The 17,592-nt window shown below is 65.3% G+C and carries 16 protein-coding genes and 1 pseudogene; 5 read left to right on the top strand and 12 right to left on the bottom strand.

Translation table 11 applies throughout. The features are described from left to right. The first annotated feature begins 69 nt into the window (after nucleotides 1-69). Complete coding sequence (locus AC0IX4_RS02465) at nucleotides 70-909, top strand: DUF72 domain-containing protein (protein ID WP_471827903.1); 840 nt, start codon at nucleotides 70-72, stop codon at nucleotides 907-909. On the opposite strand, the gene AC0IX4_RS02470 is transcribed toward AC0IX4_RS02465, so the two are convergent. Further along, nucleotides 876-2,315, bottom strand: coding sequence for an HNH endonuclease signature motif containing protein (locus AC0IX4_RS02470; protein ID WP_471827904.1), 1,440 nt, complete (start codon nucleotides 2,313-2,315; stop codon nucleotides 876-878). The two genes, AC0IX4_RS02465 and AC0IX4_RS02470, sit on opposite strands and share 34 nt — an antisense overlap. Before the next feature lie 469 nt (nucleotides 2,316-2,784). On the opposite strand from AC0IX4_RS02470, the gene AC0IX4_RS02475 reads away from it, so the two are divergent. Beyond that, nucleotides 2,785-2,955 carry a hypothetical protein gene (locus AC0IX4_RS02475; protein WP_471827905.1) on the top strand — a complete coding sequence of 57 codons (171 nt, stop codon included), beginning with the start codon at nucleotides 2,785-2,787 and terminating at the stop codon, nucleotides 2,953-2,955. 11 nt (nucleotides 2,956-2,966) lie between these two features. Here the strand turns inward: AC0IX4_RS02475 and AC0IX4_RS02480 are convergent, their stop codons facing one another. From AC0IX4_RS02480 to AC0IX4_RS02515, 8 genes are read right to left on the bottom strand one after another with little or no spacing between them, the layout of a single operon-like run. Next, entirely contained in the window at nucleotides 2,967-4,445 is a 1,479-nt protein-coding gene (locus AC0IX4_RS02480; protein ID WP_471827906.1) for a cellulase family glycosylhydrolase, read from the bottom strand. Beyond that, a complete protein-coding gene (locus tag AC0IX4_RS02485; RefSeq protein ID WP_471827907.1) occupies nucleotides 4,442-5,671 on the bottom strand; it encodes an acyltransferase family protein in 1,230 nt (409 codons plus the stop codon). Before AC0IX4_RS02485 ends, AC0IX4_RS02480 begins: the two co-directional genes overlap by 4 nt. Further along, nucleotides 5,668-7,068: an O-antigen ligase family protein gene (locus AC0IX4_RS02490; protein ID WP_471827908.1), complete on the bottom strand. Its 1,401-nt coding sequence runs from the start codon at nucleotides 7,066-7,068 to the stop codon at nucleotides 5,668-5,670. Before AC0IX4_RS02490 ends, AC0IX4_RS02485 begins: the two co-directional genes overlap by 4 nt. After that, a complete protein-coding gene (locus AC0IX4_RS02495) occupies nucleotides 7,065-8,177 on the bottom strand; it encodes a glycosyltransferase (RefSeq protein WP_471827909.1) in 1,113 nt (370 codons plus the stop codon). Before AC0IX4_RS02495 ends, AC0IX4_RS02490 begins: the two co-directional genes overlap by 4 nt. Beyond that, nucleotides 8,174-9,355 (bottom strand): polysaccharide biosynthesis protein, encoded by a 1,182-nt coding sequence (locus AC0IX4_RS02500; RefSeq protein WP_471827910.1) that lies wholly within the window; start codon nucleotides 9,353-9,355, stop codon nucleotides 8,174-8,176. Before AC0IX4_RS02500 ends, AC0IX4_RS02495 begins: the two co-directional genes overlap by 4 nt. Next, entirely contained in the window at nucleotides 9,352-10,461 is a 1,110-nt protein-coding gene (locus AC0IX4_RS02505) for a glycosyltransferase family protein (protein WP_471827911.1), read from the bottom strand. The genes AC0IX4_RS02500 and AC0IX4_RS02505 overlap by 4 nt, the downstream gene beginning before the upstream one ends. Before the next feature lie 38 nt (nucleotides 10,462-10,499). Then, nucleotides 10,500-11,048, bottom strand: coding sequence for an acyltransferase (locus AC0IX4_RS02510; protein ID WP_056071477.1), 549 nt, complete (start codon nucleotides 11,046-11,048; stop codon nucleotides 10,500-10,502). After that, complete coding sequence (locus AC0IX4_RS02515; protein ID WP_056072860.1) at nucleotides 11,045-12,040, bottom strand: GDP-mannose 4,6-dehydratase; 996 nt, start codon at nucleotides 12,038-12,040, stop codon at nucleotides 11,045-11,047. Before AC0IX4_RS02515 ends, AC0IX4_RS02510 begins: the two co-directional genes overlap by 4 nt. 213 nt (nucleotides 12,041-12,253) lie before the next feature. Between AC0IX4_RS02515 and AC0IX4_RS02520 the strand changes: the two genes are divergently transcribed. Continuing rightward, nucleotides 12,254-13,564: a tyrosine-protein kinase domain-containing protein gene (locus AC0IX4_RS02520; RefSeq protein WP_471827912.1), complete on the top strand. Its 1,311-nt coding sequence runs from the start codon at nucleotides 12,254-12,256 to the stop codon at nucleotides 13,562-13,564. Between the two features lie 7 nt (nucleotides 13,565-13,571). Here the strand turns inward: AC0IX4_RS02520 and AC0IX4_RS02525 are convergent, their stop codons facing one another. Beyond that, the gene (locus tag AC0IX4_RS02525) at nucleotides 13,572-14,168 is read right to left on the bottom strand and encodes an acyltransferase (protein WP_471827913.1); all 597 of its coding nucleotides are present in this window, start codon (nucleotides 14,166-14,168) and stop codon (nucleotides 13,572-13,574) included. A 254-nt stretch (nucleotides 14,169-14,422) separates the two neighbouring features. Here AC0IX4_RS02525 and AC0IX4_RS02530 point away from each other — a divergent pair, with 254 nt between their 5' ends. Beyond that, entirely contained in the window at nucleotides 14,423-15,496 is a 1,074-nt protein-coding gene (locus tag AC0IX4_RS02530) for a glycosyltransferase (protein WP_471827914.1), read from the top strand. Next, nucleotides 15,493-16,524 (top strand): GDP-mannose 4,6-dehydratase, encoded by a 1,032-nt coding sequence (locus AC0IX4_RS02535; protein WP_471827915.1) that lies wholly within the window; start codon nucleotides 15,493-15,495, stop codon nucleotides 16,522-16,524. The genes AC0IX4_RS02530 and AC0IX4_RS02535 overlap by 4 nt, the downstream gene beginning before the upstream one ends. Here the strand turns inward: AC0IX4_RS02535 and AC0IX4_RS02540 are convergent. Beyond that, a pseudogene (locus tag AC0IX4_RS02540) lies at nucleotides 16,480-16,629 on the bottom strand (IS481 family transposase); the annotation flags it as partial. The gene AC0IX4_RS02535 and the pseudogene AC0IX4_RS02540 sit on opposite strands and share 45 nt — an antisense overlap. Before the next feature lie 226 nt (nucleotides 16,630-16,855). Then, nucleotides 16,856-17,536 (bottom strand): SGNH/GDSL hydrolase family protein, encoded by a 681-nt coding sequence (locus tag AC0IX4_RS02545; RefSeq protein ID WP_471827916.1) that lies wholly within the window; start codon nucleotides 17,534-17,536, stop codon nucleotides 16,856-16,858. Nucleotides 17,537-17,592 lie beyond the last annotated feature (56 nt).

Here is a 17,592-nt window from a genome sequence, read left to right on the forward strand (position 1 = left end):
ATCAGGCCCATGTGTCGCAGCCCGGCATGCGGGTAACTGCTGACAACGGCACAAGGACGGAGGTAGTCGATGGAACTTCGTATCGGCATCTCCGGCTGGCGTTACGCGGGTTGGCGGGGTGACTTCTACCCTGCGGGGCTGGCCCAGCGCCGCGAGCTGGAGTACGCCTCGCGTGCCCTGACCTCCATCGAGATCAACGGCTCGGTCTACTCCCTGCAGCGGCCGTCGAGTTACCAACGTTGGCGTGCGGAGACACCTGAGGGGTTCGTGTTCGCGGTGAAGGGGCCGCGCTTCGTCACCCACATGAAGAAGCTGGTCGGGGTGGACGCCGCGTTGGGCAACTTCTTCGCATCGGGTGTTCTCGCGCTGGGCCCGCGGCTCGGTCCGATCCTGTGGCAACTGCCGGCCACCTTTCGTTTCGACGCCACCAGGATGGCAGACTTCTTCGCGTTGCTGCCGCGGTCGACGATGGAGGCAGCCCGGCTGGGAGAGAAGCACGACGACAAGCTCGCCGACGACCGGGTGTTTCTCGACGTCGACGAGGATCGTCCGCTGCGGCACTGCCTCGAGGTGCGGCACCCGAGCTTCGACTCACCCGAGGCGTACGAGCTCATGCGCGCACACGACATCGGCTGTGTGGTCGCTGATTCGGCCGGAAAGTTCCCGATGCTCACCGAGGTGACCAGCGACGTGGTCTACGTCCGGCTGCACGGCGACACCGAGCTGTACACGAGCGGGTACTCCGACGATGCGCTCGGCCGGTGGGCCGAGCGCATCGGAGAGTGGCGCGCAGCGAAGCGAGACGTGTACGTCTACTTCGACAACGATGCGAAGGGCTTCGCGCCGTGGGATGCGTTGCGGCTCATCGAGATGACTCACGCGGCCGGCTCGTCGTCCTCCCACAGATAGTCCTGTGGGTGGTGGAAGTGGTTCACCCGGCCCGTCCTTGACGGGTCAATGAGGGCAGGCGGGTGCCACAGAGTGCGCCCGGCGTAGGGGTGACCTGGTGGCGCTGTGGTGGTGGACCATCCGAGTGCGCCGTCGTTGATCATCGGATGGTGCATGTCGCACACGAAGGTGAGCGATTCGATGTCGGTGGGCCCGCCGTCCTGCCATTCGTGGATGTGGTGCGCCTGTGTTGCGACGGCGGGGCGATCGCATCCCGGGGCGGTGCACCCGCGGTCCGTGGCCATGAGGACGAGGCGCTGATCTTCACTGGCGATGCGTCGGGTGCGGCCGAAGTGCAGTGGCCGGCCGTCGTCGTCGCCGAAGACCGCGAGGTAATGGTCGGCGTGTGACCCCATACGGATGACGTCTCGGATCGACACGGTGGAACCCGTTGCGGTGGTGGCGAGTCCGGTACCGCGCAGCAGGTCTTCGAGCCGGGCAACGATGATGACCTTGACCGGCACGCCGCGGTGCTTGCCGAGATCGTCGGAGGCCAGTGTGTCGCGCAGCAGCAGCTTCAGAGCGTCGTGCCTGCGTTGCGGTGTGGTCCGGGTGTCACGTCGGCGGGTCTCGTCGTCCGGGTCCGTGCCGACGACGGGCGCACGCGTGTCCTCGGGATTCCCCACTCCGCGCGCCGCGTACTTGCTGTTGTAGGCGTCCATGTACGCCGCGGTCTCGGAATCGAGAACGAACCTGCCGGTGCGCATGCCGTCGCTGCCCTGCTTGTTCATGAAGATGCCGCGCTTACGCACGCGCTCCGGTTGCAGCTCGAACTCGCCTTCCTCGACGATGTGCGCGGTGAGGCGCTCGGCGAGTGCGGTGAGCTCCGCAGGACGGACCTCGCGCGCCGCAGTGGCCAGGTGCCGCTCAGCGTGAGCGCGGGTGTCGGCGTCCACAGCGGCGGGGAGGTTCTTGTCGAACTTCCGGATGACCGTCACGTGAGCCGGGTCGATGGCGCCTTCACGCAGCGCTGCGGCTGTGGTGGGTAGCTCCGGTTCCATGACGTCACCGAGCAGGGTGGTCCTGTTGCCGAGCTGTGCGGCGAGGGCCAGGCGCGTCGAGGCGGCCGAGCGGTCGATGGTGAGGAGCAGTGCCAGGGCATCGGCATTGCGTGCTCCGGTCTCCTCGAAGCTGCGCTGCTGGACGAGCTCCGCCAGCCACACGTGGGCCTGACCCAGGCGGGCACGCGTCACCTTCTCGTCCCGCACCAGGAGAGCGAGACGGTCCGCCGTGTCGAGGTGCTGTGTGGCGTACGCCGCGATGCGACGCGTCAGCTCCTCCTGCTCGGCGATGAGCTGGGCGAGAACGGGGTCGCCGATGGAGCCGTAGTCACGACGACCGTCCCCTGCGTTTCCCCCCGAAAACATGCCTTACGCTACCGCGACCCACCGACAAAATCGAACACATGTTCGATATGCCTACATGCGCGCAATGTCAGAGCAAGCCGTGACTCACGCACAAGCCCAGCAGGACCAGAAAAGCGACAAAACTGATACCGACGGAACTGACTTGTCCGAGCGTCGGTTTATCGGGCGCAACAATGCGCGAGCGTCTCCTGGCCATGCGGAAAGTATGGCCAGCCGCTGTTTCTGCTGCAAGTCATTTGGCTACCCGTCCGCCGAGCAGGCAGCACCGAATCAAGGATGAACGCGGTCTGAACAGCGCCGACCGCCAGAACCGGCCTCGACTCCGTCGTGCAACCGAATGACAGGCTCTGCGCAGCAGACGCCCGCCCTAGTCTCCCGTGGTGGCGCTTCCGAGCGCCGTAAAAAACGTTCCTAATGGTTTTATTGCCATTTTCGTTGCAATTCCTGGTTCCGGTGTCACACTCGTGTGATGTGGTGGATCGTCTACGGCATCGGCGCCGTCTGGGTTGTTGCAGCCCTGGTCGCGAGCGTCGTCATGGGCCGAGCCATTCACAATGCGGACATAGAGGACGGCGCTCGCATTCTGCGCGAGGACACGCCTGTGAACCCTCTTCCCAGGAAGCCGGCCACGCTGGAATAGCGGCGGCGATCTCACCGATCCCGAACGACCACTGCCCCGCCGATCGGCGTCCACAGGATGCGGCCGAACTCGAAGTCCACGACGCGTTGACCGTCGGGCGTCTCGTACTCCCCGGTGACCGGGAACCCGAGATCGGGCCGCCACTGATCGAGGATCGCGCCGACGACTGCCCACGTCCCGAACTGCGGGTGGGAGAACACGCGGAACCCGCCATCGGCGAGCAGATCCTGGTACCCGTCGCGAAACGGGCCTGCCGGAACGAGCCCAGTGGTGCGGGCGATATCCGCGACCGCCGGCGGTGAGGTGACCCAGCCGCCCGCAGTCGAATACAGGCTGCCCCGCGCGTACTGGCGGCCCGCGCCGGCGGAGAGGGCGAAGACCGGACCCAGGGGTTCTCCGAGATCGGGCGTCGCGGCAGCATCGAACCGGTTCGCGACGTCGCGTTGCGGCAGACCCGCTGCCGCCAGCGCGGCCAGCTGCCCGTAGACGGGTTTGGGTACGAAGGCGTCGTCGAGCACGCCGAAGCGCGCCTCGGAATCGGTGGACGCGCTGTCGCCGTCGCGGACGGTGTAGACATAGAACGGCCCGCCGTACGGCACCTCGCCCCACTGCTGGGCGGAGTCCACGATGAGCCGCGCCTGCGTGTCCGCGTCCACGCCGGTGTCGGGTGCGCCGTACTCGGTGATCCAGATGCGTGCCGACGCGTCCCCGCGCTCCACCATCGTCTGCCGCATCCTGATGATCTGCTGCACAGCGGAATTTGGGTACAAGCCGGCATCGGCGAGGGTGGTTCCGTAGTCGTACGCGTGGTAGGACAGCGCATGGAACGACCCGGCCGCACCGGCGTCGTACATGCCCACGAGAAAGTCGTGAGAGTCGACACGGCCGTCGGCGGTGTCCGTGTTGCCCAGCGCCCCGGCCACGACGACGGCGTCGGGATCGGCCGCGGTGACGGCGGTGAAAGCCGACCGCAGCATCGTGGTGTAGCGGACGGGGTCGGGGTTCGGCCAGAAGAACAGTCGACCGTTCGGCTCGTTCCAGATCTCGTAGGACGACACCCTGCCGCGGTACCGCTCGGCGACGACACCGGCGAACGCGCCGTACTCCTGAGGGTTCCGGGGTGCCGCTGCGGGCAGGTCGGAGAACCCGATGGCCGCCCAGGCCGGTGTCGTGGTCAGCGTGGCCACCACGTCCAGTCCGGCCGCCCTGGCGGCATCGACCACCCGATCGGAGGGTCGCCAGTCGTACTGTTCACGAACAGGTTCGGCGAAGCGCCACGACACGTCGATGCGCACCGACGTCGCGCCGCCGTCACGGACCGCGGCCATCGTGCGGGTCACGTCGGCGTCGTCGGCCCACAGGATGGACGCGCCGGTGGAGTAGCCGAGCACCCGACGCGGTGCTGCGGCCGGAACAGTGACTATCCGGTCCTGCGCACACCCCGCGGCGACCGCGGCCGCGGCGAGCACGAGGAAGCCCCGTCGGTTCACGCGGTGCGTCCGGCCCGCCACCGCATCATCGGTCGTTCCACGAGGTAGTAGGTCAGCGACCCGAGGATCACCGTGATGGACATGACCAGCACGAGTCCCCACAGCAGGCCGAGGGCCGTGGGCGGGATGGGAACGCCGGCACGGCCCACCAGGACGAGGACCGGGTAGTGCCACAGATACGAGGACAGCGAGACCATGCCCAGGTACTTGAGGGGTGCCCAGTCGGTCAACCTCGCGAGCCGGGAGTCCTCGCCGCGGCCGAGCGGCGCGACGATCGAGAGAATGAAGGCACACGACGCGATCGCGAACACCGATGCGGTGTAGCGAGATCCGAGTGCGAACACCAGCATCGAGGCCGATGTCGCGAGGATGGTGATGCTGATGAGAACTGCCGACAGTCGCGGCGTCGACAAGCGTGAGAAGGCTCCTCGGGCTATCGCGGCGTAGACGACGGCCGCCACCATGCCCCACGCGAAGTTGTCGGCGAGTGCGAGGAAGCTTCGGGAGAACACCGCGATCCAGTTGGGTCCCCAGTACTGCTCGAGCGGCGGGAGACCACTCGCGTGCTGCAGCCGGCCGACCACGGTGTTCGCGATCAGTCCGAGCGCGATGAGCGCCCCCGCCGGGATCAGCGCCGTGACGAAGGGGTGACGGCCTCCGCGGCCGAACCGGAACAGCAGGAAGCCCGCGAGCGGGAGGACGAGGTAGAAGCCCCACTCCGTGCTCAGCGACCAGGCGGGGTTGATGCCGGTCTGGAGGGTGCTCGAGAAGTACGACTGCGTCAGGGTGAGGTGGGCGAGCAGGGGGAGAGGCGCGGTGATGGTTCCGGTGCCGTTGTCGGAATGGTCCCACCCGTTCGTCACCGGATTGACGACGTATCCGGCGCCGAGCACGAAATTCACGATCAGGAAGATGACGATGTAGGCGGGGAACACCCGTCGGATGCGAGCGGCGAAGTAGCGCTTCGTGTTCGGATACGCCGCACCGTTGGCGAAGCGCGTGACGTAGGGCAGGTACAGGAGGAAACCGGACAGCGCGAAGAAGAATGTCAGGGCCTGGCCGAGGAAGTCGATGCGTGTCGACTCGACGATGTTCGGGGCGTACACGACGGACACGTGGGCGAGCACGACGCAGATCGCGGCGATACCGCGGGGGCCCTCCAGCCCGGCGATCCAGGCCTTGCGCTGAGTCGGTGGTGCGGTGACGGGAGCGGGGGTATCGGTCACCGCGGAACCTCCTGCAGTCGGGCATGGTCGGGTTCGACGGCGGTGTCGTCCGGAGTGGGTGTCGGGTTGGCGGCCAGCATGGCCAGCAGAACCGAGAACATCATGGTGACCACCGGGTTGGTGACAACCGGGAAGTCGAGTTGCAATGCGACCAGGGTGAATCCGATGAACGCCGCACCGATCACACCGGACTGCCAGTGGGTGCTCGCTCGCAGATGCCGGTAGGCGGCCACCACCCCCACCACCAGGAGAACGAGGAAGGCGACGCCGACGATGATGCCTCCGCGGTAGAGCGTCAGCAGCGGTGTGTTGGCGACGTAGTTGGCGTTGTAGCCGGCGACCTCGTCGATCAGTTCGATCGCGCCCCATCCGCGGCCGAACAGCCAGTGGCCGTCCATCGACGGCAGGAAGTCGTGGAACGCCCTCGCCCTGTCGCTGGTGCCTCGATCGGAGGAACCGAAGCTGTTGAGGAACCGACTGTTGACGGCCGGGATGGCCAGCGCGACAGCGGCTCCTGCCAGTGTCGCGACGACGACTACGGCTCGCGTCAGGGCGGTCAGGCGCTGGAACGCCAGGAAGACGGCGAGCGCCACGATCGCCGACAGGATGGCCGACCGCGACAGTGTGGCTATCAGGGCAAGCCCGATGATGCTGCCGGACAGCACGAGTACCCATCCGCGCGTGAGTGCCAGCGCGAGGGTGAGGCCGAGGAACAGGAAGATGCCGGCGACGTTCGGGTCCACGTACGTGCCGGCTAGACGGGTGATGGATGCTCCGTCCACCTGGAACGACCGCAGTGTCGTGCCGGTCGCGCCGGTGGCCCCGTACCCGATCGGCGACAGGATCCCGATCAGGGAGCCGGTGCGATCGACGAACACGAGGAGGAGCGAAAAGCCGCCGCCGACAACGGCTCCGCAGACGTATGCGAGCCCGAAGCGACGGAGATCGGTGGCGCCGAGACGCAGGAGCGGGAACATCACCGACGTCGCGACCACCCATTTGAGGAATTCCGTGACATGCACACTGCTCGCTGCACTTTCGGTGACGGACGCGAGTGAGACGAGCAGGAGGAGAGCTACCGACACGTCGAGAGTCCGGATACGCCAGTTCGGAGGTGGATGGGTGAGCACCGCTGCCCACACCGCCACCGTGAGCAGCAGAACGGCGGGACCGGCGCCCGGGATCACGGCGAACGGGATGCCGCCGAGCGTGAATGCCAATGCTGCGTAGACGATACGAGGCGACGCCAGGGTCACCGTCATACCGACCACCATGCCGACGACGGCGATCGCCAGCAGGCGTGCCGCGGTGGTGCTCGCTCCGGACAGCAGCCCCACCGCCACGGCCACGACGGCTCCGAGAAGTCCCACGAGCAGGGACGCCGTGCGGGGACTCACGGTGCCAACCACTCCTGCACCGCACGGTGCGGTGCGCCGTCGTTCCATCGATCGGAGTTGGTGCGGTACAGGGCGTCACCGTCGGACACCGCCGCGGAGCGATCCAGGAGGTAACGGCGGCAGCGCTGGACGAACTCGTGCTTGTCGTCGATGCCGTCGATACCCAGAACGGGTCCGAGGGATCCGACGGCGGCACTGGTGCCGACGACGGGCATGCCGCGGCTGGCAGCGTCGAGAATCTTCACCCGGACACCTCCGCCGGTGACGATGGGCGCGACCATGGCGCGGCACGTCGAGAGGAACGCGCCCAGATCGTCGACGAAGCCCATGTCCTTCACACCGGCGGGCAGCGGTAAGACTTTGCCGGGCCCCGGTGAGCCCACGATTCGGAGCTCCGCACCGTCGATGCCGTGAGCGATGTCCGGCCACCACGTCAGCAGGCGCTCGTATGCCTCCTGGTTGGGTGACCACTGGCGATCACCCAGGAACACGAGGCGGGGGCCCGAGTCGCCGATGTCCACCTGCGCGACCGGCGGCAGCGTCAGATCGAGCCAGTGCGCACGGCGAACTCCGTGGTCGGAGTAGAACTGCGCTTCTTCCTCGTCGTAGGTGCCGACGGTGTACGCCTGGCGCGCGACACGTAACTCGTCCCGCACGATGCGGTGCGAGTCCACTCGACCCAGCATTCCCCGAGTCGCTTTCCACACCAACGTCTCCGACACGACGGTGCTGACAGCAAGGATGGGGTCGCCGTGCCGGCGGGTGTGGGCGCGGGAGGACTGCAGGAACGCTTCTGCCATGTAGCTGTGGTCCGCGACGACGATGTCGGAATCATCGTTGTCGACCGCCTGGACCAGCGGGTCCGACGTGAACCGGGTGTGGACGAGGCTGCGCCTGCTGCGCAGACTGCGGCCGACGAGATCGGTCACTCGCGGCGACGTCTTCGCGATCCGCACGACGCCGCACTCCTGCACCTCCGGTCTGCCGGACAGGCAGATGACGGTCACGTCGTACGAGCTGCGGGCCAGCGTCATCACGAGATTGGCCATCGTCAGGTCCCCGGTGGACTCGAACCCGGGGTCCTTCGCGAGCAGGAATGCCGCTTTCATCGAGCCACCTTGTCCTGGTGCGGTAGGTCTGTCGGCAGCGTCGTTGCTGTGCCGTGGACTGCGCGGTAGTAGACGATCAGGAGAGCCGCTTCGCACACCACGCAGGCCGCGGCGGCACCGTATCCACCGAGCGGGCCGACCAGAAGAGCCAGTGCGGCGAGTTTCGCAAGGGCAACGGCAACAGTCGCTTTGACGCGGAGAGCGTCGCGCTTCTGGACGAACAGCACCACGATGAACGAGTGGTTGACGGCCCGCGCGACGACGAAGAGCGACAGGATCAGAGCGATGTGCCCGGTGTAGTCGGCGCCGCCCCAGAGGAGGATTCCGATACCGATCGCGGCCATCGAACCACCCGTCAGCAGTCCGACCTTCACGACATCGCGGACGGCTGGTGCTCCTGATACGTGACCGCCCGCGGCTCGGATCTGTTCGAGGTACGTGTTGGCGTAGTTCTGGCCGATGGTCGAGACCGCGAGTGCGGCAACGAGTGCCACGGAGTAGTAGCCGGCGACCTCGTCACCGGCGACCCAGCCGATGACGACCACGTCGCCCTGCGCGTACAGCGCCGCGGCCAGAGCTTCGAAGGACAGCAGGGCGAATTCCTTGGGGCCACCCGGAAACGCGGGGACCTGGCCGGGGATGTAGCGCAAGCACGCGCCGACCACGACGAGGTAGGGGAGGACGTACAGCGCACCGGCCGTCGACAAGGACGGTGCCTGCGCGGCATAGAGATACGAGGCGCCGAGCCCGATGCTCGCGATCTGTCGGACTGCGTCGTAACGCATGGCGATGTCGGGTCGGCCTTCGCGGAGGAGGTGAGACTTGTACGTGTTGAAGAGAAGTTCGCCCGCGGCGACCATGACGGCGAATCCGACGACGAACGACATCGTGAAGCCGACGACACCGGCCACGGCGACGACTGCACCGAACAGCACTCGTGCGCACCGCTCCCGTCGGTACCGCACGTCGTCGAGCCGCAGGGACCGCACGAAGAACGCGTTGTCGATGCCCGCGTTGACGATGGCGGCGGTCGCCACCGCGATGGCGTACTGCCCGTAGGACCCGATACCGAGCTGGTGGATCAGCGCGAACGTCCAGCCGAGACCGACGAGTCGGCCGCTGTAGTTCCAGAACGACGCCACACCCGTGCGGAGGAGGTGGCTGTCGAGCGCTTTCATCGCGTCGAATATTCGGGTGTATCGACGTCTGCCAAGGCAGCCCACGCGTCGAGGAAGACTGCGGCGCATCGGTTCATGGCATCGGCACGACGGATTTCTGTCACCTCGCGACCGAGTCGGTCGAGGCTAGCGGTGTCCCGGACCACGTCCAGGACGGCGGCCGCGAGGTCGTCCACCCCGTCGACGCCGACGGCGCCACCTCGGCTGACCGTCTCGGCGAGTGCGCCCTCGGTGATGCACACGATCGGCGTGCCGTAGGCGAAGGATCGGGTGACGGCACTCGACGCCGGGTAGGCCTTGCCGTAGGGGTTGTGCTTCGAATAGGGCACCAGCAGCAGGCGGATGGATTCGAAGAAGCGGTCTTCGTCGGGTCCGTTGACCTCGCCGACCAGCGTCACACCGTCGACAGGGGGCAGGTCGGCCGTTCCGCGACCCGCTGCCCGGATGTCGATGTCGGCGTCCAGTTCCTCGCGGAGACGGCCGATCAGGTCGAAGCCCTTCCCTCGGTACACGTGGCCGAACAAGCCGACGGCCAGCGGGCGTTCGGCGGGTGGCGTCAGATCTGGGCGGGCGGGCACGAAGATGCGCGCCGCGATCGGTGTCGACTGCGGGAACTTCTCCCGGATGCTGTCGGCGCCCATCGTCGTCAGCGCGAAGACGGTACGGCCGCGCAGAACTCGGCGTTGCAGGGCAGTCGTGACGACGCGGAACGGGTAGTGAACGGCATGGTGCAGCAGACGGTGACGCCCGACGAACTTCGTCTTGAACGGCCACCACACCGGGAACGGCGGATCGTGCACGGTCGCGGTGACGTTCACTCCCCGGAGCAGGGACGCCCAGAACACCGACAGCGAGCCACCACTCTGCTCGACGTGCACCAGGGTGGGTCCGAGCTTCGCTGTCGACGCGACCAGTTCACGGACACGGCGAGCGTGGGCGACGACCTCACGCACGGTCTCGGCGCCCTCGGTCTCGATGCGGTAATCGATCACGTCGAGAAAGTGCGGCGCTACCTCGGCGAGGAAGTCGTCGGCGTAGTCTCCGACGCCGCTTCGACCGGCGGCCGGTGCGACGTAGATCAGCCGCGTGCGGGCGAGATCGACCACGGGTGTCCCTCTCTGTAGTGCGGCGGACTGGTAGGGGGTCAGTAGAGAAGTGGGCGGAACGTGGGGTGGTAGTCGAGGGCGGACGTCCGCTTGCCCAGGGCCGTGGCAGGAATGCCGGCGGCGATCTCCATCTCGGCCACATCCCGTCGCACCAGTGACGACGCTCCGATGACGGCGCCGGCACCGATCTCGACGTCCCGCAAAACGGTGGCGCGACTGGCGATCCACACATGGTGTCCGACGTGGACAGGTCCGAGCCGTACCGCGAAGTCGTCACTGTCGACGTCGTGATCTCCGGTGATGATGTGGACGTCGGAGGCGATCACCACGTCGTCGTCGATCAGCAACCCGCCGCGGGCGTCGAGAAGAACGGACGAGCCGATGGAGACGTTGTTCCCGATGACCAGCCGCCGGAGCCCGAGCACGGTGGACCCCAGCATGATGGAGGACCCCGTTCCGATAGTGGCGCCGAAGAAGCGGAGCCAGCCCTGTCGGACCGTGTGGGAGGGGATGTTGGTGATCAGGAAGTTGAAGACACGCTCGCCGAGCTGTTCCTTGCGCGTGCTCGAGTAGGTCGCCGTGTTCACAGTCCACCCGCTGCGCGCTTGGACTGATCGTCGATGTCGTGCCGCACCATCATGCGGACCAGTTCGTCGAAGCCGACCTTGGGCCGCCACCCCAGTGTCTCTCGCGCTTTGGTGGAGTCACCGATGAGCTCGTCCACTTCCGCCGGCCGCATGAAGGCGGGGTCGATCTCGACGCGGTCGTTCCAGTCGGAGATGCCGATCTCGTCGAAGGCGATGTCGAGAAGGTCGCGGATGGAGTGGGTCACGCCGGTGGAGATGACGTAGTCGTCCGCGTGATCGTGTTGCAGCATCAACCACATCGCCTCGACGTAGTCCCCGGCGAAACCCCAGTCCCGCTTCGCATCCAGGTTTCCCAGAGCGATGGTGTCCTGAAGTCCGAGCTTCATGCGGGCTACTGCCTGCGAAACCTTCCTGGTGACGAATTCCGGTCCGCGGCGTGGTGATTCGTGATTGAACAGCACACCGGAACTGGCGTGCATCCCGTACGACTCGCGGTAATTGATGGTCATGTAGTGGCCGTAGACCTTGGCGACGCCGTAGGGGGAGCGCGGCCACAGCAGAGTCGACTCGCTCTGGGGCACTTCCTGGACCTTGCCGAACATCTCGGAGCTCGACGCCTGGTAGAACCGGACGTCACGTCCCGAGCTGTCCTGGAAGAAGCGCACCGCCTCGAGAATGTTCAGCACGCCGCCACCGGTGACGTCACTGGTCAGCCTGGCGTTCTCCCACGAGTAGGCGACGAAGGAGATGGCGCCCAGGTTGTAGACCTCGTCCGGCTTGGCATGGGCCACAGCGCGAATGAGGCTGACGAGGTCGAGAAGGTTTCCACTGATGATCTCGACGTAGGGGTGAGTGATACGGAGTTGATCCGCCTTGGGGTTGTTCTGCCCGGCCACCAGACCGAACACGTCGTATCCCTTACCGTGCAGCAGTTCGGCGAGATACATGCCGTCCTGGCCGGTGATGCCTGTGATGAGAGCCCGCTTGGTCAACACACACCTTCGTTCGCTATTCGTACTGCCTATTTGCACCCCGACAAACAGGGCGATCACTGGGTTGCGAGAGCCATTCTGTCTCGGTGCGGGTCGTGGCGGTGACAATTCTCGGGTGCCGTTGTTGCACTGCGCATTCATCCGATGCACGCATACTATGAGCAAACATTCCCGGCCACAATCGCTGGGCCCATTCCGCGGGGAGACCGGGTCATGGACATACGGGAGTATTTCGCAGCCTGGCGTACCTACTGGGTCACAGTGGCGCTGTGCGCCCTGTTGGCGGTCGGCGCTGCTGCCGGGGCGTCCGCACTGTCCTCGCCGACCTACGTCGCGACAGCACGCTTGTTCATCTCCACCACGGGTGCGGGCTCGATCAGCGACGCCTACCAGGGCAGTCTGTTCTCGACGGGACGCGTCGCCTCCTACGCAGGATTGGCGGTGGGCAAGCAGGTGGCCGAGCGGGCCATCGACGAACTCGGGTTGACCATCTCGCCCGAGGAAGTGATGTCCAGGGTCACCGCTACGGCCGTGACGGGGTCGGTGCTGCTCGACGTCACGGTGACCGACACCGATCCTGTCTCGGCACGGGACCTCGCCAATTCGATCGCGTCCCAGACCAGTCAGTTGGTGCAGGAACTGGAGACGTCGAAGACAGGCGGAACGCCGTCGGCCACGGCCACGGTGGCGGGCGTCGCCGATCTGCCCGCTGCTCCGTCCACCCCGCGGTGGGGTCGCAACCTGGTGTTCGGGCTGTTCGGCGGGCTGGTGCTCGGTCTCGCGGCGGCAGTGGGACGGTCGGCGTTGGACTCGACGGTGCGGACGGACGACGACATCGAGGCGGCCGCCGGTGTGCCGGTGCTCGGCGTCATCCCTCGCCAGAAGAAGTCGTCCGCCGAGTCGCTCCTCGTGGGGCCGGCGTATCCGGCGACGGCGGAGGCGTTCCGGGAGATCAGAACGGTGATCCTCGCGTCGAAGACGACGACTCCTCACCGGACCATCGTGATCGCTGCGCCTGCAGCGGGAACAGGCTCGACAACCGTCGCGACCGGGTTGTCGGTGGTGCTGGCAGAAACTGGCAGGTCGGTCGCCCTGGTCGACGCAGACTTCCGCGGCGGGAAGATACCGACCCTGTTCGGAATGGGGCCGGGGCGGGGACTGAGCGAATTACTCTCCGGCAAAGCCTCTTTGGACGATGTAGTGGTTCCGACCGACCTGGACAACCTCAGCATCATCGGAACCGGTGCCGCCAAGGAGTCGTCCAGCGCGCTGTTCGGTCGCGTGACGATGACCGAGATGGTGAAGCAACTTCACGAGTACTTCGAATTCGTGGTGATCGACGCACCGCCGGTGATGTGCTCCGCCGACGCGGCCGTCCTGGCGGGTGTCGCCGACGGCGTCCTTCTGGTGGCTCAGCTCGGGTCGACGACATCGGGCGATCTAAGACATTCGGTCGGCAAGCTGGGTCTCTCGGGTGTGCACGTGCTCGGCTGCGTCGGCAACAGTCACCGTCGACGCCGGTAGCCGTCACTCACGTCAGAATCGGCGGTGCTGCCGGGTGGTAGTCCAGTGTCGAGGTGCGTACGCCTATCGGACGAGCAGGGACGCCGGCGACGATGCTCATCGACTCCACGTCGTCCCGCACCAGGGATGCCGCTCCGACCACGGCACCTGCGCCTATCCGCACACCGACCACGATCATGCATCGATTCGCGATCCACGCATGGTGGTCGATGACGATGGGGCAGTACGTGGTTCCGAAGTCGTCCGAGTCGACCACATGCTGGCCGCTGATCATCTGCACATGGGAGCCGACGGTGACGTCGTCGCCGATGGTCACCTGGCCACGGGCATCGAGCAGGCAGCGGGATCCGATGGAGCAGTTGTCGCCGATGACGAGGGACCGTAGTCCCAGCACGCGCGTGTTCAGTTCGATCGCCGTGCCACGTCCGATCGAGGCCCCGAACCCCCGCAGCCACGCCAGTCTGACCCAGCGTGACGGAATCCTGGTGATGACCACGTTGTACAGCCGCTCGCCGAGCTGCTCGCGTGCGCCGGTCTGGACTCGAGAGACCCACTGCTTCGGCTGTGCGGCCGTCTGCCCGCTCGCAGAGTTCGGTGCCACCATGTGCTCACTATGGCACGACGCAGGCTTTGCGTCCTGTTTCGAACAACGACTACGGGATTGACAAAACGTGCAGAACGACTCCTTCTCGGGCATGTAGCAGTCCGATCGATCAGAACGAGGAATCGTTTTCTTTTGTAAGAATCGAAACGGCCGGAAGCGGCATTGTTCGGGGTGCAGCAAATGGTCATGGGCGTTATGTTCTGTGGGTACGCGGGTCGGGAGCGCGGCACCACCCCACGACGAAAAGGTGCTGGATGAAGATCGTGCACGTGTCGGAAGCGTTCGGCGGTGGGTTGCGTAGCGCCATCGTCAACTACGTGCGCGGAGCCGACACTCACGAGCACCATCTGTTCGTCAGAACCCGTGTGGGACATGAAACCTTCGATGTTCCCGATACCGCGACGGTGACCACGTTCGACGGCGAACTCATGGGCTTCCTACGGGACGCACGCAGGTTCATCCTCGACAACGACTTCGACATCGTGCACCTGCACTCGAGTTATGCCGGCCTGTTGCGGGCGATGCTGCCGGCGGGAACACGCATCGTCTACTCACCGCACTGCTACGCCATGGAAGAGGGGCACCCACCCGTCAAGAGACTGACGTACTGGGCGGTGGAACGGTTTCTCGCCGGCAGGGAGCAGATGTTGATGGCCGTGAGCCCTCGGGAGCTGGCCATCGGCCACGAATTGCGTCCCGGCATGCCCAGCCGCGAGGTTCCCAACACTGTGACCCCGATGGCGCTGGTCGTCGACCGCCCGCCACCCTCCGCCCGACCGATCGTCGCCATGCTCGGGCGCATCGCAGATCAGAAGGATCCGCACTTCTTCGCGGAGGTGGCCGAGGTAGTCGGACCGTCGTGCGAGTTCGTGTGGATCGGCTCCGGTGACGAGGGCCGTGAGTGCCTCGAACGAGCCGGTGTGCGCATCACCGGGTGGATCGAGCCGGCCGAGGTACGCACGCTGGTCCAGGCCGCGAGCCTGTATCTGCACACGGCGGCGTGGGAGGGCGCGCCCCTGTCCACACTCGAGGCAGCAGAGATGGGATGCCCGATACTCAGCCGTGCGATTCCCAGCATGGTGTCCCTCAACTACCCACTGGCAGGTACCACACCCGTCGAGATGGCGATCGCGGTGCGGCGCTTTTTCGCCGACCCCGACTACAACGAGTCCGTCCGTGCCCAATCCGTCGAGGTGGCAAAGTCGTTCGACTTCGCGTTGATGGCCGGGCGGTTGACCGAGGCCTACGACTTCGCCAAGTCCAGGTTGGGCAACGGCACGAACGGCGTCCCGAATCGGAAGAAGCTGGACGGCATACTGACCCCATGAGCACCGACGCGACGTCCACAGCACCTGTCGCGATGATCACCGGCGTAGGTGGACAGGACGGGACATACCTGGCCGAGCTCCTGGTGTCGAAGGGATGGAACGTCCACGGCATCACCCGCCCGGACGACAACGCACCGCCGTTCCTCCAGTACCTCGACGGTGTGACCGTGCGGTACCAGGACATCGCCGACCCCGCGGCTACGGCAGCGGCCGTCCGCGAGATCGCACCCGACTATGTGTTCCATCTGGCCGGCATTTCCTCGGTGTGGCAGTCGTGGCAGGACCCGGTGACCACGACCCGTGTGAACGGGGTGTCGGCAGCGGCACTTCTGGATGCTTGCCTGCAGCAGCAGGAGGAGTCGGGCAAGAAGGTCATGGTGGTGAACGCGTCGTCGGCAGAGATCTTCGCCGGATCGTCGCAGTCGCCCCAGACCGAGGACACTCCGATCAAGCCGACCTCGCCGTATGGTGCGTCGAAGGCGCTCTCTCACAACCTGGTCCAGATCTATCGAGCTCGTGGCCTGGAGGGCACGAACGCGATCCTCTACAACCACGAGTCACCCCGCCGGCCGACCACCTTCGTGACCAGGAAGATCACGTCGGCTGTGGCAGCCATCGCCGCCGGCAAGCAGGACACCCTGACCCTCGGTGACACGAGCATCCGCCGCGACTGGGGCTGGGCCCCGGACTACGTCGACGCGATGTTCAGGATGGCGATGCACGGTAAGGGCGACGACTTCATCGTGGCGACAGGGGAGGCGCGGTCGATCATGGACTTTGTCGCCGCTGCCTTCGCTGCGGCCGGCATCTCGGACTGGCAGGGTCTGGTGCAGTCCGACGCGTCCTTGACGAGGCCTGCCGATTCCGCGGTGAGTATCGGAGACCCCGCGAAGGCGCGGGCCGAGCTGAAGTGGTCGCCCACAACCGATTTCGATACCATCGTTGCATCGATGGTCCAGTATGATCGTGCAATTTATAGTGGACTAGTTCCTGGGGAAGTGCCGTACGGCGACGCGGACGATCGGTGACTGGACACCGATGCCGGTGTGGTGCCGGTGGTGATTGTAGGTGTGGATCCAGTCCTGGTACGTCGCTGCGCGGGCTTCGTCGGACAGGTAGGTGTGGCTGAGTGCGACACGAGCAAGCGTTAGTGACCGTCAGATAGTGGTCCGAGCGGTTGAAGTCGTCGCCCTTTTCACATGTAGGGCGATGACTGACCATGCTTGTAGCCAGAAATTCGGCGGGTCGACCGCTGAACTCAGTCAGTACTCGGATGGATATCATTCCTCGGCCAGCAATGAGCTGGCGAACTGTTCAGTATTGTTTGAGCAAAGCGCACCACGTCTGGCATAGACGCGATCAGCCAATTGCCTCGAAAGTCGGTAGCACCTTCGGGAATATGACCTCCTCCAAATAAGCATGTCCTTGATCAGTCGGATTGACTCCATCTGACGATATGAGCGCACCTTTCGTGCCACCGAACCACTGAAGAGCAAGAGGGTCAACGAACGTCACACCGTTGGAGGCAGCTTCTTGGCGATACATGTCCCGGACCTGAACAACTTCGGCGGGTGGTTCTGAATTCGGCCATATAGGGCCGATGATTACCGTTTGCACTGATGGCGATATTTTTCTCGCTTCTTCAAGGGATCGCCGAACAGTTGACGCGCAATCCACAATATTGGCAAACCTATCAGATGCACCTCCAACAAACAATAAAACTTTCGTACGGGTCGACACCGATTCTCTTACTGCACTTGAGAAGTTCACTGCGGACTCCCCGGTAGAACAGAATCCCATATTTGGCGAGGCATTAATATCATACTTCACCGGAATTCCTTTCTGGTAAAGCCTCAATGCAACACGAGTCGTCCAGTTTAACTTCTCCGACTCGCCTCCCAACGGCGTGCCGCTCGTATATGAGTCACCGATTATTGTGACATCAGTTAGCTGGGTGCCCGGCTGCACAGAGGAAGCAGGAGAATCTGGCGCGGGAGGCTGCGACGAACAGGAAACACAAAGCGCAGTAGCGATCGTCATAGCTAACCCATAAAACTGTCGTCGACGAAATCCGGCCACCATCGTCTCTCCTCTCC

The sequence above is a fragment of the Rhodococcus sp. AC861 genome, assembly GCF_979256035.1.

Excerpts from the sequence above, each read along its gene's own strand:
- AC0IX4_RS02465 (WP_471827903.1), top strand. The coding sequence starts at position 70 with ATGGAACTTCGTATCGGCATCTCCGGCTGGCGTTACGCGGGTTGGCGG.
- AC0IX4_RS02470 (WP_471827904.1), bottom strand. The coding sequence starts at position 2,315 with ATGTTTTCGGGGGGAAACGCAGGGGACGGTCGTCGTGACTACGGCTCC.
- AC0IX4_RS02475 (WP_471827905.1), top strand. The coding sequence starts at position 2,785 with ATGTGGTGGATCGTCTACGGCATCGGCGCCGTCTGGGTTGTTGCAGCC.
- AC0IX4_RS02495 (WP_471827909.1), bottom strand. The coding sequence starts at position 8,177 with ATGAAAGCGGCATTCCTGCTCGCGAAGGACCCCGGGTTCGAGTCCACC.
- AC0IX4_RS02500 (WP_471827910.1), bottom strand. The coding sequence starts at position 9,355 with ATGAAAGCGCTCGACAGCCACCTCCTCCGCACGGGTGTGGCGTCGTTC.
- AC0IX4_RS02520 (WP_471827912.1), top strand. The coding sequence starts at position 12,254 with ATGGACATACGGGAGTATTTCGCAGCCTGGCGTACCTACTGGGTCACA.
- AC0IX4_RS02525 (WP_471827913.1), bottom strand. The coding sequence starts at position 14,168 with ATGGTGGCACCGAACTCTGCGAGCGGGCAGACGGCCGCACAGCCGAAG.
- AC0IX4_RS02530 (WP_471827914.1), top strand. The coding sequence starts at position 14,423 with ATGAAGATCGTGCACGTGTCGGAAGCGTTCGGCGGTGGGTTGCGTAGC.
- AC0IX4_RS02535 (WP_471827915.1), top strand. The coding sequence starts at position 15,493 with ATGAGCACCGACGCGACGTCCACAGCACCTGTCGCGATGATCACCGGC.
- AC0IX4_RS02545 (WP_471827916.1), bottom strand. The coding sequence starts at position 17,536 with ATGACGATCGCTACTGCGCTTTGTGTTTCCTGTTCGTCGCAGCCTCCC.